Raw genomic sequence first — 16429 nt, forward strand, 5'->3', positions numbered from 1 at the left:
TGATGTCATTCGGCGGGTTCGAACTGGGCGGCCTCGGTCGAATCGCCCATCGCGGTGGTGGAGGCCGCACCGCCGGTGATTGCCATCGAAACCGCATCGAAATAGCCGGTCCCGACCTCGCGCTGATGCTTGGTCGCGGTATAGCCCTTGGCCTCGGCGGCGAATTCGGCCTGCTGCAGCTCGCTATAGGCCGCCATCTGGCGGTCGCGATAACCGCGCGCCAATTCGAACATGCCGAAATTCAGCTGATGGAAGCCCGCAAGCGTGATGAACTGGAACTTGTAGCCCATGGCGCCCAGCTCGCGCTGGAACCGCGCGATCGTTGCTTCGTCAAGGTTCTTGCGCCAGTTGAACGAAGGCGAGCAGTTATAGGCGAGCATCTTGCCCGGATGCGCGCGGTGAACCCCTTCGGCAAAGCGGCGCGCCTGCTCCAGGTCCGGTTTCGAGGTCTCGCACCAGATAAGGTCGCAATGGGGTGCATAGGCGACCGCCCGGGCGATGCAGGCATCAAGCCCGTTGCGCACCCGGTAGAAACCCTCCGCGGTGCGGCCGGCCGCATAATCGACGAAAGGCTGGTCGCGTTCGTCGATGTCGGAGGTGAGCAGCTTTGCCGCCTCCGCGTCGGTGCGGGCGATGACCAGGGTCGGCACGCCCATGACATCGGCGGCAAGCCGGGCGGCGGTCAGGTTGCGGATATGGGCGCTGGTCGGGATCAACACCTTTCCGCCGAGGTGGCCGCACTTCTTCTCCGATGCCAGCTGATCCTCGAAGTGAACACCGGCAACGCCGGCTTCGATATAGGCCTTCATGATCTCGAATGCGTTGAGCGGCCCGCCAAAGCCGGCCTCGGCATCGGCGACAATCGGCGCGAACCAGCTGTCGACCGACAGACCCCTGCCCTCGGAAACCTCGATCTGGTCGGCGCGCTGCAGGGTGCGGTTGATGCGCCGCGCAAGCTCCGGCCCGGCATTGGCTGGATAAAGCGACTGGTCGGGATACATGGCCGAGGCCGTATTGGCATCCGCGGCGACCTGCCATCCGGACAGGTAGATCGCCTTCAGCCCGGCACGTACCATCTGCATCGCCTGATTGCCGGAAAGCGCACCGAGCGCGTTGACGAAATCCTCTTCGTGGAGCAGTCGCCACAACCGGTTGGCGCCCAACTCGGCAAGCGTATGACGGATGCGAAGAGAGCCGCGCAGCCGCTCCACCTCGGCAACGCCATAGCCCCGCGCGATACCATCAAAGCGCCCCTCGGGTGCACTCTCAACCAATCTGTAAAAATCTGTCATCGTTCTTCTCCTCTCAAAACGACAATTCGGCCGTTCGCCCGACACCCCATCTCCTGCAAGAAGTACCGACCAACGATCTGTTACAGACTTTACAGAATTGATAAAAGAAAGGCGACGATATTGCCTTTCATCAAGCTATAAATCGGGTTATATTGTCGTTCTTTTTACGATGCGCATTTGTAAAAATGTCAAATTTGTAAAAAAGACTGCGATGGCTTGGGAGGAGCGCATGGCGGAGAACAAGATATTTGCGGGCCCGCGGCTGCGGCGTTTGCGCAAGGCGCTCGGTCTGACGCAGACGGCGATGGCCGAGGCACTCGCCATCTCGCCCTCTTACCTGAACCTCATCGAACGCAATCAGCGCCCGCTGACCGTTCAGCTGCTGCTGAAGCTCACCGCCGTCTATGACGTCGATATCACGGCGCTGCAAAGCGACGACAGCGGCATGCTGAGCCAGCTGAAGCTGGTGTTTTCCGATCCGCTGCTATCGGGTGAACTGCCGGGCGATCAGGAACTGGTCGAAGTGAGCGAGGCCGCCCCCAATGCCGCCCTTGCCCTGATCAAGCTCTATCGCGCCTATGGCGAACAGGCCGCCCGGCTTTCGGATCTGACGGCACTGCTTGCGCGCGAAGGCCACGATACCGGCCTTGCCAGCGCACGCCTCCCGCACGAGGAGGTCCAGACTCTGTTTTCGCGGCGTCCGGCCTTCTTCCCGGCCATCGACGCGGCAGCGGAAGCCTTTCACCGCGGTGTTCTGACGGGTGACGATCCAGGCACCCTGTTGCGCGCATGGCTGAAGCAGAAACACGGCATCACCGTGCGCATTCTGCCGCCCGGAGCCATGGTCAGCCTCGGCCGCCGTTTCGACCGCCACACGATGCGCCTGTTCATCTCCTCCCGGTTTTCGCCGCACGACCGGCAGCGGGAGATCGCCATCGAGGTTGCGCATCTGGCGTTGCGAGACGAGATCTCGACGACGGCCGATGGCCTGACGCTTTCCAGCGACGAGGCCCGGCGCCTCGCCCGGTTCGAGCTTGCCCGTTACGCCGCCAATGCGTTGTTGATGCCCTATGGTCCGTTCATCGAGGCCGCCCGCCGCGAGCGCTTTGATATCAGCCTGCTCTGCGGCCGCTTCTCGGTCTCCTTCGAACAGGCGGCGACGCGGCTTGCGAGCCTCAGGCGACCGCAGCAGACGGGGCCGGGCTTTTTCGCGATGGAGGTTGATGGCGCCGGCAATATCCTGCGGCGTTTCGGCGCCGACGGGTTTCCGCACGCCGACTTTCGCGGCGAGTGTCCGAAGCTGCGGGTCTACGAGAGCTTCTACCAGCCCGGCCGGCTGCTTTCCGAGCGGGTGGAGATGCCCGATGGCAGCCAGTTCCTGCTGCTGTCGCGCACGGTGGATGGCCCCGAACCGGCGCTAGACGAAAGGCCGAGGCGCACCGCGCTACTGCTCGGCCTTCCCTTCGCCGAGGCCGAACAGACGGTCTACGGCAAACGGCATGCGGGTTCGGCCGAGGTGGAGCGCATCGGGCCAGTCTGCCGGCTCTGCGAACGACAAGGCTGTCTGTCGCGCGCTGAACCCGCCATCACCCGCCCGCTCGGCCTCGACGAAATGGCCGCCGGGCTTTCCGCTTTCGACTTCCGCTAGGCGTCCGCGCTCACCTCGCCATCCGGGCGCGGCGATCGAGATGGTCCCTTCTGGCATCGCGGACGCTGCGGTCGGGCGAGGCGAATTCAGCGGCAACGGCGCGGGCGAGGTCCAGGCCCTCGGCGCGCAGCGGGGCGTTCTCGTCGCCTTCGACGTTATAGATCAGGTGGCTTTCGACATCCCGGACCCCGCAATAGGCAAAGGTGCCGACATCGAGCTGCGTGCGCATGGCCTCGTCATAACCGTATTTGTCATAGGTCCGCTGCGACGAGCCGCCGATCCCGATCAGCACGGTCGGGATATTGCCGAGCAGCGATTGCAGCGGCGCCTTGCCGCGATCGGCAACGCCCTTACCGTATTGGTAGGCCCAGCCCCCGGTAAAGACGCGCTCGATCCAGCCCTTCATCATCGCCGGCATGCCCCACCAGTAGACGGGATAGACGAAGGCGAGCCGGTCGGCACGCTCGACGCGGCGATGCATCTCGGCGATGCCCGGCGGAATCGGGCCACCCCAGAAATGCGCATGATCGGCCTCGGTGAACCGCGGATCGAAGCCTTCGCGGTGCAGATCGAGAATATCGATCGTATCGCCGCGGGCCTGGAAGGCCTCGTGGAAAGCGTCCATCACGGCGGCCGGATACCGGTCGCGAAACGGATGGGAGAACACGGTGAGCAGGTGCATGTCGAACCTTTCTCTTGATGTCGGGACAGATGTATCGCCTAGCGCTCGGCTCTGGCGTTGCCGATCAGCAGAAGCGCAGCCATGCCGGCAGCACGGATGGCGCTCTCGCCACGATAGCTGGAGGCCGAGACGGCACCTTCGAAGAGGACGAGAACCTGCTCCGTCAGCTCTGTCGGCGGGGCTTGCCCGAGCGCCTTCGCGCAAAGCCTTTCGATGAGGGCGAGAAGCCGCTCACGATAGCGGGCGACCGCGGCCGCAACGGCGGGGTCATCCTCGCCCATCTCGCCGGCAGCTCGCAGAAACAGGCAGCCGCGAGCACCCTCGGCCTCCGCCCATTGCGCCAGCTCCTCGAACAGGGCTTCGAGGTCGTCAACGTCGAAACGCGCGAAGAAGCGGTTCTGCCGCTCTTCGAGCACGGCGACGACGAGTGCCTGCTTGTTGGTGACATGTTTGTAGAGCGTGCGGCTCGACACCTCGGCGGCGGCCGTCAGCCGGTCGACGCCCGATCCGGCAAAGCCGTGATGATCGAAGGTGGTTTCCGCACGGGCGAGTATCTTCTCTCTCAGCGTGGTCATGGACGATATGTAAAACGAACGTTTTACCTTGTCAACCTGACCGCCCGAGCCGGAAGCAGAAGCGGTGGCACGGGGCACACGGCCCCGGCCTGTTATCAGTCGATCAGACGCGCGGTATAGATCTCGTCCGCGGCAAGCGGCAGCAGCCGTTCGGCCATCTCGGCCTTCAGCGCCTCGTGGCGGGCGGTTTCCTCGGCCGACTTGTCCTTCTTGCCGCCTAGCCGGATGAATTCCTCCAGCACATGGCCGGGCTTGATGACCGCTTCGGCGGTCTTGCCGCGATAGGCAAAGCGGAAGAGATATGGACCCGGCGGATCGGTGATGACGTCCTTGCCGCCGAGCGGACGAAAGACGGCAAGCCGGTTCTCCGTCAGCCCGCGGGTAACCATTTCCAGCGCATCGCGGCCACCGGGACCGGTGAATGCCGTCAGGATGGAGATTTCGCGCCGTTCCAGCAGCTTGTCATCGAGCAGCGGAAATGCAGCCTGCATCGCCTTCAGCCCATGTACGACGCCGCCCGGAAAGCCGCCGCCGTGATAGGCCATGATCGCCTCGAACGAAAAGGTGAGCGGCCGCCCGTTCTCGCAAACGGTGATCGTGTCATGCATCGAGAAAATCCTTCAGATTGGGAACGAAACGGTCGAGAAAGCGGGTCGTCGCCGGCATGAAATGCGAGCCGTGATGGAACATCGGGTCGAGCGACGAGACGATCATCCGCCCCGGCGTCGACACCTCATCGATGTAGAGAACCGCCCTGCCCTCGCCATCGCGAACCAGCACTTCGGCGCCCTCCGGCGGATTGAACCAGCCGTGCAGATGCCAGGTCACATCCCGGTCGGTCATGCCGGCCATCAACGGATGCCCCGGTGCGGCGATCCTGACCCCGAGATCGGCATTTTCCCCAAGCCACCACCACCAGTTTGTTGGCGTCTGGATGAAATCCACATGCGAAAGCCAGAGATGCGAGAGGCTCTCGCCAAGCGCCACCACCGTGCCACCGGCCTGAAGATGGTCGGCGATGACGGGGCGGACGGCGATCATCCGCTGCGCCGGCGTGCGGCACGGCACCCAAAGGGCATCTGCCGGCTTCAGCGTACTGCTCAGCGCCTCAGGCGCGGTGACGACATCGAAGTGGCCGCCGTAGCGGGCGCCTTCGAGCGAATGGATATGATAGTAACAGCCGGAGGACGGCAGCACGAGGCGCCCGTCCTCGGCTGATGCATGATGTCCCGGATAGGTCTCGGCCTCGGCAAGCGCTTCGAGATAGCGACCGCCGGTCTGCCGGGCCGTCAGCCGGTCGACGCAGACGCCGCCGGAGACCCAGTCGATGATCCGGGCGGCAAGGGTTGCGGGCAATTCCCACTCCCGGCCCATCGTCGCCAGATCGTTGCCGGCGTGGCTGAAGATCCGGCCCCCGCCCTCGCGCTCCCACACCCAGTCCACCGGCACCTGCGCCGGGCCGAGGCCATTCACCGCCACCGCACCACGGGGCAGCGGATTGCAGCCCCGACCGTAGAAGCCGGCAACATTCCTGTTGGTCTCGAGCCTCTTGAGGTCGATGCCATCAAAGATCGGGTGAGCATTGACGGCCTGAAGATCGAAATCGGCCCGCTTCGGCGCCCGGATCGGCCGGTACTGTTCCATGCCGTCGACCAGCGGCCGCACCATATGGCCGTTGAAGAACCAGCGGCCGCCCTTGGCGAGGAACCGATCGAGCGCCGGCTTCAGACGCAGCGTGGCATCCTGATCGAGCTGGTTGGAGGTGATCAACCCGTCGGATTGCGTAAGCTGCTCCGGCTTCAGGTCGGACTGCTCGACGATGACGAGATGGCCGTCGGCCGCGGCCTGACGGAAGGTCGCGGCAGGGCCTTCATAGGAGGATTTCACATAAAGAATGGTCATGAATATTCACGTCCTGCAAAGGCCGGCACCACGGCGCGGCGCGCGGCTCCTCCGCTGCCATGCATCTCGACCCAGCGCATGTCGACGCCATAGAGCGTGTTCAGCGCCTCCGGTACGATCATCTCCTCGACCGTACCGTTGATCTCCCGCCCACCCGGCATCATCAGCAGCACGTCATCGGCAGCCGCCAGCGCATGGTTGGGGTCGTGCGTAGTGAACAGGATTGCCCGGTCGCGGCGGTCACGCAGCATGTTGAGAAGATCGAGTGTCTTCGACTGGTTGCCGAGATCGAGCGCCGAGGTCGGCTCGTCGAAGACCAGAGCCGGAGAGCCTGTGGCAAGGGCGCGGGCGATCAGGATCATCCGCCTCTGGCCGCCTGACATGCGGTCGTAGCGGTGCTCGGCAAGCCCCGTGGCACCGACGATGTCGAGGGCTTCACGGGCCGCCTCGATATCGCCTTTCCCCGGCTGGCCGAAGAGCCCGATGCGGGCGGCATGGCCCATGACCACGACATCCAGACCCGAAAGCTTCGCCTGGGATGCGCCGTGCTGTGGCACATAGCCGGCTATCTTCGGTGCAGTGCGTTTTCCGGCGGCAAGCGGCTGGAAGCCAAGCAGCGCCCTCAGCAACGTCGTCTTGCCGCGGCCGTTCGGGCCGAGAACGGCCATCGTCCGCCCGACAGGGACCTCGAAGGTGACGTCGCGGAAGATCACGCGGCTGCCGAAGGAAACGGTCGCGCCTTCAAGTCCGATCATGGCTGGTTGACCCTGGAAAAATGGCGCCTCAGCAGAATGCCGAACACCGGGGCACCGATCAGCGCCGTCAGGACGCCGAGCGGGATTTCCGCAGACGTCAGCGTGCGGGCGAGCGTATCGATGAAGGTGAGATAGGCGGCCCCGAGAATGGCGGAAGCCGGGATCAGCACACGATGATCCTCGCCGACGAGGATGCGGGCGGCATGGGGCACGACAAGGCCGATCCAGCCGATGATCCCCGCGACCGCGACCGAGGTCGCCGTCATCAGCGCCGTCGCAACGAAAACATACCAGCGCTCGCGATCCGGATTGACGCCGAGCGAGCGAGCCTCGGTATCTTCCAGCGACAGCAGGTTCAGCCGGTAGCGGAACAGCCAGATGGCGACAAGGCCGATTGCAAGCCCCGGTAGCCCGAGCCAGAACCGCGCCCAGGTCGCCGTCGAAAACGAGCCCATCAGCCAGTAGACGATGGCGGGAAGCGAGGTATTGGGGTCGGCGACGAACTGGACAATCGAGACCAGCGCGGCAAAGAGCGCGCCGACCACCATGCCCGAAAGAATGACGGTGACGATTTCGGTGCGGCCGTTGATGCGGGCGAGAAGTCCGACGATCACCAGGGCGGAAAGGCCGAAGAAGAAGGCAAAGCCCAATAGCGTGACGCCAGCATAGCCGAGCAGGATCGCCAGCGCGCCACCAAAGGCAGCGCCCTGGCTGATGCCGAGCACCTGCGGTGAAACCAGTGGATTGCGGAAAACGCCCTGGAGCGCGGCACCGCCGACGGCAAGGGCCGCTCCGGAGACCGCGGCGATCAGGACCCGCGGCATGCGCACCAGGAGCACGATGCGCTGATCGATGCTTTCCAGCGGCGCGGAGGGGTTCGCCAGCCATTGCAGGATAATCTCCGCAATCCGGCCGGGCGTGACGGAAAACCGCCCCGCCCCGATAGAAAAGATGAGGGCCGCAAGCAGGGCGGCGACCATTGCCGCAAACATGCCGCCCCTCAGGGCGCCGGTCCCGCCATGAAGGCGGGCGCCGGCTTCCGTCATGTTCATGACTTCGCCTTGAACTGGTCGTAGCCGGCGGCGCCCTCGTTGAGGTCGACCCAGAGGATGTTGTCGATATCCTCCTCGCTGAGGTCGTAGTCGTAGATGGTCTTGTAGACCTGCTTCATCTCGGCCCTCAGGTCGTAGTCGAAGACCTCCGGGTGCAGCAGATCGGCGAGCCACATCCAGGTCAGTGGGCTTTCCGTGTTCGGCGGATCCCAGCGATAGCCGCCGAGCGGCATGCGGTAGACCTTGTGATTCTGCGCCGCATTGGTGAGCGAGAGGATCGGATCGCTATAGATCCGCTCCGGCGCAATATCGCTCTCGAAATTGTTGAGCAGGATGACGTCGGGATTCCACTCGGCGATCTGCTCGGGGTTGATGGTGACACCGTTCGCCTCGAGATCGGCCGAGGCGCTCGTGCCGCCGGTCAGTTCGATATACCAGGTATTGTAGTTGTTCTTGGCGCCGGATGCCGTCAGCGTTTCCTTCGCGCGCAGCAGGTAGAGCACCTTCGGCTTGTCGGCGTCGGCGATGTCCGCCGCCTTGCCGGCAATATCGGACGCCACCTGTTCGCGCCATTCGATGAGCGGGCCGATCCGGTCGTCGCGGCCCATGGCCTCGGCCGACAGCGTCATGTATTCGCGGGCCTTTTCCTCCGTGCCGTAGGAAATCAGCATCGCCGTCAGGCCGGCATTGGTGATCGGGTCGACGAGATCGTCGCCGCGGTCGGCCCACTGGATGACGAGGTCGGGATTGGTGGCCGCCAGTTCCTCGACATTCGGAATGAAATTCGGCGCCGTGATGTCCGACGGGATATCCTTGGCTTCGGGATAGATCTTGCCGAGAATGCCATCGAGCACCGCCTGCTTGGCGACGGGATTCATACCGACCTGCTTCTCGACGCCACCATCGATCGCGATCAGCGTTGATGCCATCGGCATCGGAATGGAGGCGACGCGCTCGGCCGGCGCTTCCAGTCTGACCGCGCGACCCGCCTGGTCAGTCAGTTCAATCGGATCAGCCATGGCGGTGTGCGCCATCAGGGCCAGGAACGCGCCGGACAGGATGCCGGAGGCCTTGCGGATTTTCATCGATATGTCCCCATTAATAAGTCGGTACTTAAACCGCGTTATATTAACAGGAGTTTTATAGTCAAGTTTCTTCGTTGCTGGCAAGGCGACCGAAAACCGCCCTGTGTTTTTTCGGCCTCAGTCCCTCGGCTCCAGCGCATCCCGCAGGCCATCGCCAACGAAGTTCACGGCAAGCACCGTCGCGAGAATGAAGAGACCCGGCGCCAGCGCCAGCCAGGGCGCAACCCTGATCCAGGAGCTCGCGGCGTTCAGCAGGTTGCCTCAGCTTGGCATCGGATGCCGGCGCGCTGCATGCGCCCTTCCCCGTCCGCGTTCCCGGTCCGCGCGGCTACCATCTCGTCTCCTCCTCCGCCAAATCCGAGCTCCGCCGCGTCAGGCTCTTCCGCCGCTGGATTCTGGAACAGACAAGCCTCTAGGGCCACGCTCCGGCCAATCGACGGCTTCCGCCGAACGGATGGACGGGTCATGCCATTGCCAAGGCCCACCGCCAGGGCAACAGCTTCGACCCGGTCCGGCACCTCGCGGCGCCTTGATCGGCCCCAGCCAACGCCCTATCAGCCTGCGCACCCCTTCGGGCAATGCCTGAACGTCACCGCCGATTTGTGGATGTCGCCAAAAAAACCCTTGATCTCATGCACATTTGACCCTACACGGGCGTCACCGGAGAGGTGGCCGAGTGGTCGAAGGCGCTCCCCTGCTAAGGGAGTATACCAGTGATGGTATCGAGGGTTCGAATCCCTTCCTCTCCGCCATCTTCAGTAATCCAGACATCATCAAGTCTCGCGAAGTGGCCGCGTCGATGCAGCCGCCGATGGCGGCTAGGCGAGAGTTTTGTGATGTGGCGGCGGGTGGCTTCATCTGCGGCTTGTGACAGAGGCAGGATCAAAAGCTTAGGGGCGCGATCGTGTCTTCGCGCCCCTTTTCCTCGATCTCTTTTTTAGTGCAAGAGATCAGGTCTTACTGCTCGGCGACCTTGCGGGCCGCGTCGAGCCAGCCGTCGACGGTTTCGCGGTTGGCGGCGATCCAGTCGGCGGCCTGCTGCTTCAGATCTTCCGGCGTGTCGGCACCATTCTTCATCGCGGCATTCTGCTTGTAGATGAAGCTGATCGGCAGCGATGCCTCCTCGATGAGCTTTGCGGCCACCGGATTTTCATCCAGGAAGTCGTTGTTGCCGACGATGCGGATGTCGTTGACAGGCCAGCCCAGCGTGCAGGGATTGGCCACGCAACCTTCGATGTCTTCGACCGTCGCGGTATCTGCCATGGCCTGCTGGTCTTCCGGCAATTTGACGTCGGGCGTCTCGATCCAGACAACATCCTCGCCGGGCTTCAGCTCGTTGACCGTCCAGTTCGGTGTCCAGGTGTAGAACAGGATCGGCTCGCCGTTCGAATAGGCCGCAATCGCATCCGCCATGGCGGCCGAGTAGCCGGCGTTGATGACGTTGATGTCGTCATGCAATTCGAAGGCATCCATCTGATAGGAAATCGTCAGCTCGCAGCCCCAGCCGGGCGGGCAGCCGACCATATCGGCCTTGCCGTCGCCATTGCGGTCGAAGGCCTGCTTGACCTCGTCGCGGCGGAAATCGTCCAGCGTCTTGATGCCGTACTTGTCGGCCGATGCCTTGTCCACCAGATAACCCTGCAGCGCGCCCTGCTTGACCACATAGCCAATCGGTCGCGCGTTGAAGCCCGGCTGTTCCAGGTAGACATTGTGGAGCGGCAGCCAGCCGTCATAGTAGAGGTCGGCGCTGCCCTGGGAGACGGCCTGATAGCTGAGCGGCACATTGCTGTCGAGCGGATCCTCGACATTGTAGCCAAGCTCGCCGAGGAGCTCGGAATAGACCGCGGTGATGATGTAGCCAGTATCATCGTTCGCCTGGGCGAACCTGACGTCGACACCTTCGCCCGGCTGCTCCGATTGGGCTGAGGCGCCGTGAGCCCCTGCAAGGGCAATGGAGAGGGCCAGCAATCCGCCGGCGAACACATTCTGTTTCTTTTTGAAAATAACCAAACTTTCCTCTTTGTCTCAATCCGTTTGCAAAAGCGGCAGGCCGGGCGACATGTCGCAATCCGACCAATAAATGCCGCAGATGCTGTACCTACGACATAGCCAATGCGTGCATCAACAGCACGAGACAGCTAGAGGATGTGAATTGCTGCCGGCCGCGCCGAGCCGAAAGAGCGCCGTGGCGCTCAGCCCACCTGGCGCACGGCGCCGCCCGCGGTCTGGACCGCGCGGCTGCCAGCGCGAATGGCGGCGGCAAGCGAGGCTGCGGGATCGGCACCTTCGAGCCAGCCATCGACGAAACCGGCATTGAAGGCATCGCCGGCGCCAGTGGTATCGACAACGGGAACCGGTTCGGCCTCCTGGCGGAGGCGCTCGCCGCCGCACAGTGCAAAGGCGCCCTCGCCGCCCGCCTTGATCACGACGTTCGGGAAATGGGCGCCAAGCGCTGCAAGCATGGCGGCGGGATCGCTCTCGCCGGTGATCTCGCGGGCCTCTTCGAGATTGGGCAGAAAGAGGTCGATGCCGCGACTGTTTGCAACAAGCGCAGGATCGCCGATCAGCGCATCGTCCCAGCTCGGATCGAGCGACACCGAAAGGCCGGCCGCCTTGGCGCGGGAGACGAGATCCGGCATCTCCGCCAGCGTTGCATATTCGGCGATGTGGAGGTGGCGCGCGTGGGACCAGGAAAGTGCCGCTTCCAGTGTCGCGGGCTCGGCCGGGCCGGCCCGTCGTGTCAGGAAGGCACGCTCCGAACCGATCACGGAAGCGACGGTGAGCTGCGGGCCAGCGTCTTCCGCGCGCTCAAGAAAGGAAAGGTCGATGCCGCTCTCGGCGAGCTGGCCTTCGATTGCAACGGAGAGCGCATCGTGGCCGAGGCGGCCGACCAGTGCCGCCGGCCGGCCGACATCGACGAAATGCGCCGCCGAGATGAAGGCACCGCCGCCGGCCGCGATCGTCAGCGCATCGGCGAAGACCTCGCGACCCAGCACCGGCATGCGATCAAGCCCGGTAAAAATCAGGTCGCAGTAAATCCGGCCGACGCAGAGCACGGCCGACCTTTCCTCATGCTTCATGGTCATTTGCGGCCCAGGCTCTTTTCGGTCTTGGCGTCGAAGAGGTAAAGCTTGCCGGGCGGCACGGTGCAGGTGACGGTGGCACCGACGGGCGGCATCACAGTGCCCGGCGAAGTCGCGATCACGTTTTCACCGGCAACGGTGAGATGCACCATGGTTTCGGGTCCAAGCGGCTCGACCGCCTCCACCACGCCCTCAAGCGTGAGGATGGCGTCGGCGGGCACGTCTCCGTCGACCGCCGCGGCCAGATCGTGCGGACGGATGCCGACCAGAACATCGGCGCCGAGGTCGCTCTTGCCGAGCTTTGCAGCGGGCAGCATGTTCATCGACGGCGAGCCGATGAAGCGGGCTGTGAAGACATCGGCTGGATGCTCGTAGAGGTCCACCGGCGTGCCGGTCTGCAGGATATTGCCGTCCTTCATCACAACAATGCGGTCGGCCATGGTCATGGCCTCGATCTGGTCGTGGGTGACATAGACCGTCGTCGTCTTAAGCTCCTGATGCAACTTCTTGATTTCAATACGCATCTGGGCGCGAAGCTGGGCATCGAGATTGGAGAGCGGTTCATCGAACAGGAAGGCCGACGGGTTGCGCACCATCGCGCGACCGATCGCAACGCGCTGGCGCTGGCCGCCGGAAAGGGCCGCCGGCCGTCGCTCCAGATACTCCGTCAGGCCGAGAATGCGTGCGGCATCATCGATGCGCGCATTCTTCTCCTCCTTCGAGAGTTTGGATGTGTAGAGCCCGAAGCCGATGTTCTGCCGCACCGTCATATGCGGATAGATCGCGTAGTTCTGGAACACCATGGCAATGTTGCGGGCCTTCGGCGCCCGCTCATTGACGACATCGCCCCCGATCTTCAGCGTGCCACCGGAGATCTCCTCGAGGCCCGCGATCATACGGAGCGTGGTCGACTTGCCGCAGCCGGAGGGGCCGACGAAGACGACGAACTCGCCATCCTCGATTTCAAGGTCGATCCCGTGAACGGCTTCGACCTTGTCGTAGCGCTTCACCAGTTTCTCCAAAGCAATTGAAGCCATTATGCTTTTCCTCTCAACCGGTTGAAACGTTCATTGCGTATTCTGGTTGCGTCAGTCAGATGCGCGGCCTGCTTTCCGGCCGCACCGCGAAAGCCTTCCAGTGTCTCGCGATAGCCGGCGATGGCATTGCCCAGCGGCTCCTCCGCCGGGCCGCCATAGCGGGCGCGCACACGGACAAAGTATTCGGGCGAAACGATCTCGCGGAAGGCGGCCTCGTCCAGCGTGCTCTCGCGGCCGGCATGGGCGGCGAAGGCCTTGCGGAAGGTGCCAAAGCCATCGCTTGCCAGCGCGCCGCCGGCGGCCACCACAGCGCGGGCGACATCGGCTGCGATCTCGTGTGCCTGGCGAAAGGAAAGCTGCTCCCGCCGCACCAGCGAATCCGCAAGCTCGGTGATGGTGATGCATGAACGGTCGAGATTGGCGGCAACCCGCTCGCCGTTGATGCTGACGGCGGCAATCAGACTCGCCATCAGATCGAGCACGCGGTAGCCGGCATCGAAGGCCTGATAGCCCATGGCCTGGGTCTCGCCTTCGCTGTCATTCATGTCGGTGAACGGCGTGTTGTGCATGATCGTCAGCACGGTCTGCGCCCGGCCCACCGTCTGGCTGGCCAGATGCCGCATATGCTCGATCGGCACCGGGTTGCGCTTCTGCGGCATGATCGAGGAGATCTGCACCAGCGCGTTCGGCACATAGAGCTGGCCGACCTCGAAGCTGGTCCAGACCTGAAAGTCCTGGATCAGGCGACCGAGATGCAGAAAGAGAAGCTCCAGCGCCGAATATGTGCCGGTGATGTAGTCGACGGCGGCGATGCAGCTATAGGAATTCTGCAGCGGCGCCGAGAAGCCGAGCAGTTCCGCCATCAGGTGCCGGTCGATGGGAAAGCCGGACGTGGTGATCGCGGCAGCGCCCATCGGCGACAGGTCGACGGTCTTGCGGGCTTCGAAGAGCCGGGCGATATCGCGCGACAGGACCTCGATCGCGGCAGAAAGGTAATGACCGAAGGTCGTCGGCTGGGCCGGCTGGCCGTGGGTATAGGCGACGATCAGCGTTGCCTTTTCGCGCTCGGCTGTATCGATCATCGCGGCAAGCAGCGCGGTGGCCTTTTCGATGGCCACGTCGATATGGGCACGCAGGCCGAGCTTGAACAGCGTGTGATCGATATCGTTGCGCGAGCGGGCGGTGTGCAGCCTGCCGCCGAGATCGGGCCCGAGCCGGGCTTTCAGTTCCTTCTCGATCAGGAAGAAGAAATCCTCGACCTCACCGGTATATTCGAGCGCTGCCGGGTCGACTTCGGCATCGATGGCGGCCAGCGCCTCGGCGATCTTTCCGGCCTGGTCGGCGGTCAGGATGCCGGTCTCGTGGAGCATGACGAGGTGGGCGCGATCGATCGCCTTGAAGCCCTCGGCGAAGTGCATTTTTGCCTCGTCGAACAAAGGCTTGAGAACGGTTTCCTTGTAAACAGGATCAGGGAATTTTGTGGTGTCGTTCTGTGCTGGATTATGCATGATCTATCCCTTGACGCCGGCAAGCATGACGCCGCGCACGATGTAGCGCTGGAAGATGAGGAAGACGAGAAGCGTCGGTATGGTGGCAAGTGCCGCACCGGTCATGATCATCTCCCATTCGATCTGCGCCTCGACGGCAAACGACGAGAGCCCCACCGGCAGCGTGTAGAGTTCGCTCGAGGTGGTGACGATCAGCGGCCAGAAGAAGGCGGTCCAGTTGCCGAGGAAGGTGAAGATCGCGAGTGCGGAGATGGCGGGCGCGACCAGCGGCATGGCGATCCGCCACCAGATGACGAATTCGTTCATGCCGTCGATGCGAGCGGCCTCCATGAAATCGTCCGGCACGCCCTCGAAGAACTGGCGCATCAGGAAGGTGCCGAAGCCGGTCATCATGCCCGGGAACATGATGCCCCAATAGCTGTCGAGCCAGCCGAAATTCGCCGACATCAGATACCACGGAATGACCAGCATCTCGGTCGGGATCATCAGCGTCGAGAGGATGGCGAGGAAGATGAAGCGGCGGCCGCGGAAGCGGAATTTGGCGAGCGTATAGCCGACGAGACTGTCGAAGAACACGTTCGAGCAGGTGACGATGGTGGCGACCAGCAGCGAGTTGAAGAACCAGCGGGCGAAGCCGGAAGAGGTCAGCACCTCGATATAGTTGGAAAACGTCGGATCCTGCGGGATCAGTCGCAGGTCGTAAACCTGACTTCCGGGCTTCAGCGACGTCGAGAACATGAAGAGCAGCGGCGTGATCATCACGATGCCGCCGATCAAGAGCAGCGTCCACATCAGTACATAGCCGGGGCGGACCTTCGGGCGGTAGCGGGAGACCGCCTCGTTGCGGGTAAGATCGGTCATGACTTGTCCCTCAGGATCCAGAGCTGCAGGAGCGAGATGACCAGCAGGATGAGGAAGAGAACCACGGTCTGCGCCGCCGCATAGCCCATCTGGTAAGACGAGAAGGCGGACTGGTAAATCATCAGCACCAGCGGCTTGGTCGAGCCGAGCGGGCCGCCGGGATCGTTGGTGGTCATGTTGTAGACCTGGTCGAAGATCCGGAGGAACCCGATCGACGACAGCACGACGAGAAAGACGGTGGTCGGCTTCAGAAGCGGCAGTGTGATCTTGCGCAGGATCGCCCATTCGCCGAGGCCGTCGATGCGGGCGGCTTCATAGAATGTCGTCGGTATGGCGCGAAGACCGGCCATGAAGATGATGATCTGGAAACCGAGCCCGGCCCAGATCGCCGTCACCATGATCGATGGCAGCGCCTGCGAGGTCGAGCGCAGGAAGGGCTGCTGCGGCAGGCCGAGCGTCGACAGAAGGTCGTTGATGACACCGATCGGCGCGGGCTGGTAGAACCAGCGCCACACCCAGGCCATGGCCGCCGCCGTCGTCAGGAACGGCATGAAATAGAGCGCGCGGATGAAACCGTGGCCGAAGCGCACGCGGTCGAGGAAATAGGCGATGGTGAAGGATAGCACCAGCGAGATGGGCGTGCCGAAGACCAGATATGCAAAGGTGTTCTTGAACACCTTCCAGAAGTCCGGATCGGCAAACAGCTTCTGATAATTTGCAAAGCCGATGAATTTCGGCGGCTTCATCAGGTTCCAGTCCGTCAGCGACAGCCGGAAGGCATCGAGCGTCGGATAGAAACGGATGACGCTGTAAAACAGCACCGGAAGCGCCAGAAAGGTCCAGACCCAGATGAGGCGCTTGGTCTTCATCGAGAAGCGGTCGAAAAAGCCGCCGCCTTCGGGGCGGCCGGTCGCCGCCCCTGTCGTTGTTTGAACGGGCATGAGCCGGC

Annotated in this window: 16 protein-coding genes and 1 tRNA gene; 3 read left to right on the forward strand and 14 right to left on the reverse strand. The window is 63.3% G+C overall.

Features of this window, described 5'->3' with window-relative positions:
- Nucleotides 1-5: 5 nt before the first annotated feature.
- Nucleotides 6-1292 (reverse strand): isocitrate lyase, encoded by a 1287-nt coding sequence (gene aceA, locus TM49_RS17895; RefSeq protein ID WP_045683251.1) that lies wholly within the window; start codon nt 1290-1292, stop codon nt 6-8.
- 229 nt (nt 1293-1521) lie between these two features.
- Here aceA and TM49_RS17900 point away from each other — a divergent pair, with 229 nt between their 5' ends.
- A complete protein-coding gene (locus tag TM49_RS17900; RefSeq protein ID WP_045683253.1) occupies nt 1522-2940 on the forward strand; it encodes a helix-turn-helix domain-containing protein in 1419 nt (472 codons plus the stop codon).
- 10 nt (nt 2941-2950) lie between these two features.
- On the opposite strand, the gene TM49_RS17905 is transcribed toward TM49_RS17900, so the two are convergent.
- The 7 genes from TM49_RS17905 to TM49_RS17935 form a co-directional block, all read right to left on the reverse strand.
- Nucleotides 2951-3622 carry an NAD(P)H-dependent oxidoreductase gene (locus tag TM49_RS17905; protein ID WP_045683255.1) on the reverse strand — a complete coding sequence of 224 codons (672 nt, stop codon included), beginning with the start codon at nt 3620-3622 and terminating at the stop codon, nt 2951-2953.
- A 38-nt stretch (nt 3623-3660) separates the two neighbouring features.
- The gene (locus TM49_RS17910) at nt 3661-4197 is read right to left on the reverse strand and encodes a TetR/AcrR family transcriptional regulator (protein WP_045683257.1); all 537 of its coding nucleotides are present in this window, start codon (nt 4195-4197) and stop codon (nt 3661-3663) included.
- A 95-nt stretch (nt 4198-4292) separates the two neighbouring features.
- Nucleotides 4293-4805 (reverse strand): hypothetical protein, encoded by a 513-nt coding sequence (locus TM49_RS17915; RefSeq protein ID WP_045683259.1) that lies wholly within the window; start codon nt 4803-4805, stop codon nt 4293-4295.
- Nucleotides 4798-6099 (reverse strand): hypothetical protein, encoded by a 1302-nt coding sequence (locus TM49_RS23955; RefSeq protein WP_045683261.1) that lies wholly within the window; start codon nt 6097-6099, stop codon nt 4798-4800. The genes TM49_RS17915 and TM49_RS23955 overlap by 8 nt, the downstream gene beginning before the upstream one ends.
- The gene (locus tag TM49_RS17925) at nt 6096-6854 is read right to left on the reverse strand and encodes an ABC transporter ATP-binding protein (RefSeq protein ID WP_045683263.1); all 759 of its coding nucleotides are present in this window, start codon (nt 6852-6854) and stop codon (nt 6096-6098) included. The genes TM49_RS23955 and TM49_RS17925 overlap by 4 nt, the downstream gene beginning before the upstream one ends.
- The gene (locus TM49_RS17930) at nt 6851-7906 is read right to left on the reverse strand and encodes a FecCD family ABC transporter permease (protein ID WP_045683265.1); all 1056 of its coding nucleotides are present in this window, start codon (nt 7904-7906) and stop codon (nt 6851-6853) included. Before TM49_RS17930 ends, TM49_RS17925 begins: the two co-directional genes overlap by 4 nt.
- Nucleotides 7903-8991, reverse strand: a complete 1089-nt coding sequence (locus TM49_RS17935) for an ABC transporter substrate-binding protein (RefSeq protein WP_045683266.1) — start codon at nt 8989-8991, stop codon at nt 7903-7905. Before TM49_RS17935 ends, TM49_RS17930 begins: the two co-directional genes overlap by 4 nt.
- A 266-nt stretch (nt 8992-9257) precedes the next feature.
- Between TM49_RS17935 and TM49_RS23700 the strand changes: the two genes are divergently transcribed.
- A complete protein-coding gene (locus tag TM49_RS23700) occupies nt 9258-9407 on the forward strand; it encodes a type 2 periplasmic-binding domain-containing protein (RefSeq protein WP_158498660.1) in 150 nt (49 codons plus the stop codon).
- A gap of 246 nt (nt 9408-9653) precedes the next feature.
- Nucleotides 9654-9743: transfer RNA gene (locus tag TM49_RS17940), tRNA-Ser, on the forward strand.
- Nucleotides 9744-9948: 205 nt separating this feature from the next.
- Here TM49_RS17940 and proX read toward each other — a convergent pair.
- The 6 genes from proX to TM49_RS17970 all read right to left on the reverse strand — a co-directional run bounded on the left by proX (nt 9949) and on the right by TM49_RS17970 (nt 16421).
- Nucleotides 9949-11001: a glycine betaine/L-proline ABC transporter substrate-binding protein ProX gene (gene proX / locus TM49_RS17945; RefSeq protein WP_244464752.1), complete on the reverse strand. Its 1053-nt coding sequence runs from the start codon at nt 10999-11001 to the stop codon at nt 9949-9951.
- A gap of 182 nt (nt 11002-11183) precedes the next feature.
- Nucleotides 11184-12071 carry a carbohydrate kinase family protein gene (locus TM49_RS17950; protein WP_045685445.1) on the reverse strand — a complete coding sequence of 296 codons (888 nt, stop codon included), beginning with the start codon at nt 12069-12071 and terminating at the stop codon, nt 11184-11186.
- A gap of 2 nt (nt 12072-12073) precedes the next feature.
- Nucleotides 12074-13111 carry an ABC transporter ATP-binding protein gene (locus TM49_RS17955; protein WP_045683267.1) on the reverse strand — a complete coding sequence of 346 codons (1038 nt, stop codon included), beginning with the start codon at nt 13109-13111 and terminating at the stop codon, nt 12074-12076.
- Nucleotides 13111-14619 carry an argininosuccinate lyase gene (gene argH / locus TM49_RS17960; protein ID WP_045683268.1) on the reverse strand — a complete coding sequence of 503 codons (1509 nt, stop codon included), beginning with the start codon at nt 14617-14619 and terminating at the stop codon, nt 13111-13113. Before argH ends, TM49_RS17955 begins: the two co-directional genes overlap by 1 nt.
- A 3-nt stretch (nt 14620-14622) precedes the next feature.
- Nucleotides 14623-15480: a carbohydrate ABC transporter permease gene (locus tag TM49_RS17965; protein WP_045683269.1), complete on the reverse strand. Its 858-nt coding sequence runs from the start codon at nt 15478-15480 to the stop codon at nt 14623-14625.
- Nucleotides 15477-16421 (reverse strand): carbohydrate ABC transporter permease, encoded by a 945-nt coding sequence (locus tag TM49_RS17970; RefSeq protein WP_144409608.1) that lies wholly within the window; start codon nt 16419-16421, stop codon nt 15477-15479. The genes TM49_RS17965 and TM49_RS17970 overlap by 4 nt, the downstream gene beginning before the upstream one ends.
- Between the last annotated feature and the right edge of the window lie 8 nt (nt 16422-16429).

Source organism: Martelella endophytica (assembly GCF_000960975.1).
GTDB lineage: Bacteria > Pseudomonadota > Alphaproteobacteria > Rhizobiales > Rhizobiaceae > Martelella > Martelella endophytica.

Bases quoted from the DNA above. Each gene is read 5' to 3' on its own strand.
- aceA (WP_045683251.1), bottom strand. From the start codon at position 1,292: ATGACAGATTTTTACAGATTGGTTGAGAGTGCACCCGAGGGGCGCTTT.
- TM49_RS17900 (WP_045683253.1), top strand. From the start codon at position 1,522: ATGGCGGAGAACAAGATATTTGCGGGCCCGCGGCTGCGGCGTTTGCGC.
- TM49_RS17905 (WP_045683255.1), bottom strand. From the start codon at position 3,622: ATGCACCTGCTCACCGTGTTCTCCCATCCGTTTCGCGACCGGTATCCG.
- TM49_RS17910 (WP_045683257.1), bottom strand. From the start codon at position 4,197: ATGACCACGCTGAGAGAGAAGATACTCGCCCGTGCGGAAACCACCTTC.
- TM49_RS17915 (WP_045683259.1), bottom strand. From the start codon at position 4,805: ATGCATGACACGATCACCGTTTGCGAGAACGGGCGGCCGCTCACCTTT.
- TM49_RS23955 (WP_045683261.1), bottom strand. From the start codon at position 6,099: ATGACCATTCTTTATGTGAAATCCTCCTATGAAGGCCCTGCCGCGACC.
- TM49_RS17925 (WP_045683263.1), bottom strand. From the start codon at position 6,854: ATGATCGGACTTGAAGGCGCGACCGTTTCCTTCGGCAGCCGCGTGATC.
- TM49_RS17930 (WP_045683265.1), bottom strand. From the start codon at position 7,906: ATGAACATGACGGAAGCCGGCGCCCGCCTTCATGGCGGGACCGGCGCC.
- TM49_RS17935 (WP_045683266.1), bottom strand. From the start codon at position 8,991: ATGAAAATCCGCAAGGCCTCCGGCATCCTGTCCGGCGCGTTCCTGGCC.
- TM49_RS17950 (WP_045685445.1), bottom strand. From the start codon at position 12,071: ATGAAGCATGAGGAAAGGTCGGCCGTGCTCTGCGTCGGCCGGATTTAC.
- TM49_RS17955 (WP_045683267.1), bottom strand. From the start codon at position 13,111: ATGGCTTCAATTGCTTTGGAGAAACTGGTGAAGCGCTACGACAAGGTC.
- argH (WP_045683268.1), bottom strand. From the start codon at position 14,619: ATGCATAATCCAGCACAGAACGACACCACAAAATTCCCTGATCCTGTT.
- TM49_RS17965 (WP_045683269.1), bottom strand. From the start codon at position 15,480: ATGACCGATCTTACCCGCAACGAGGCGGTCTCCCGCTACCGCCCGAAG.
- TM49_RS17970 (WP_144409608.1), bottom strand. From the start codon at position 16,421: ATGCCCGTTCAAACAACGACAGGGGCGGCGACCGGCCGCCCCGAAGGC.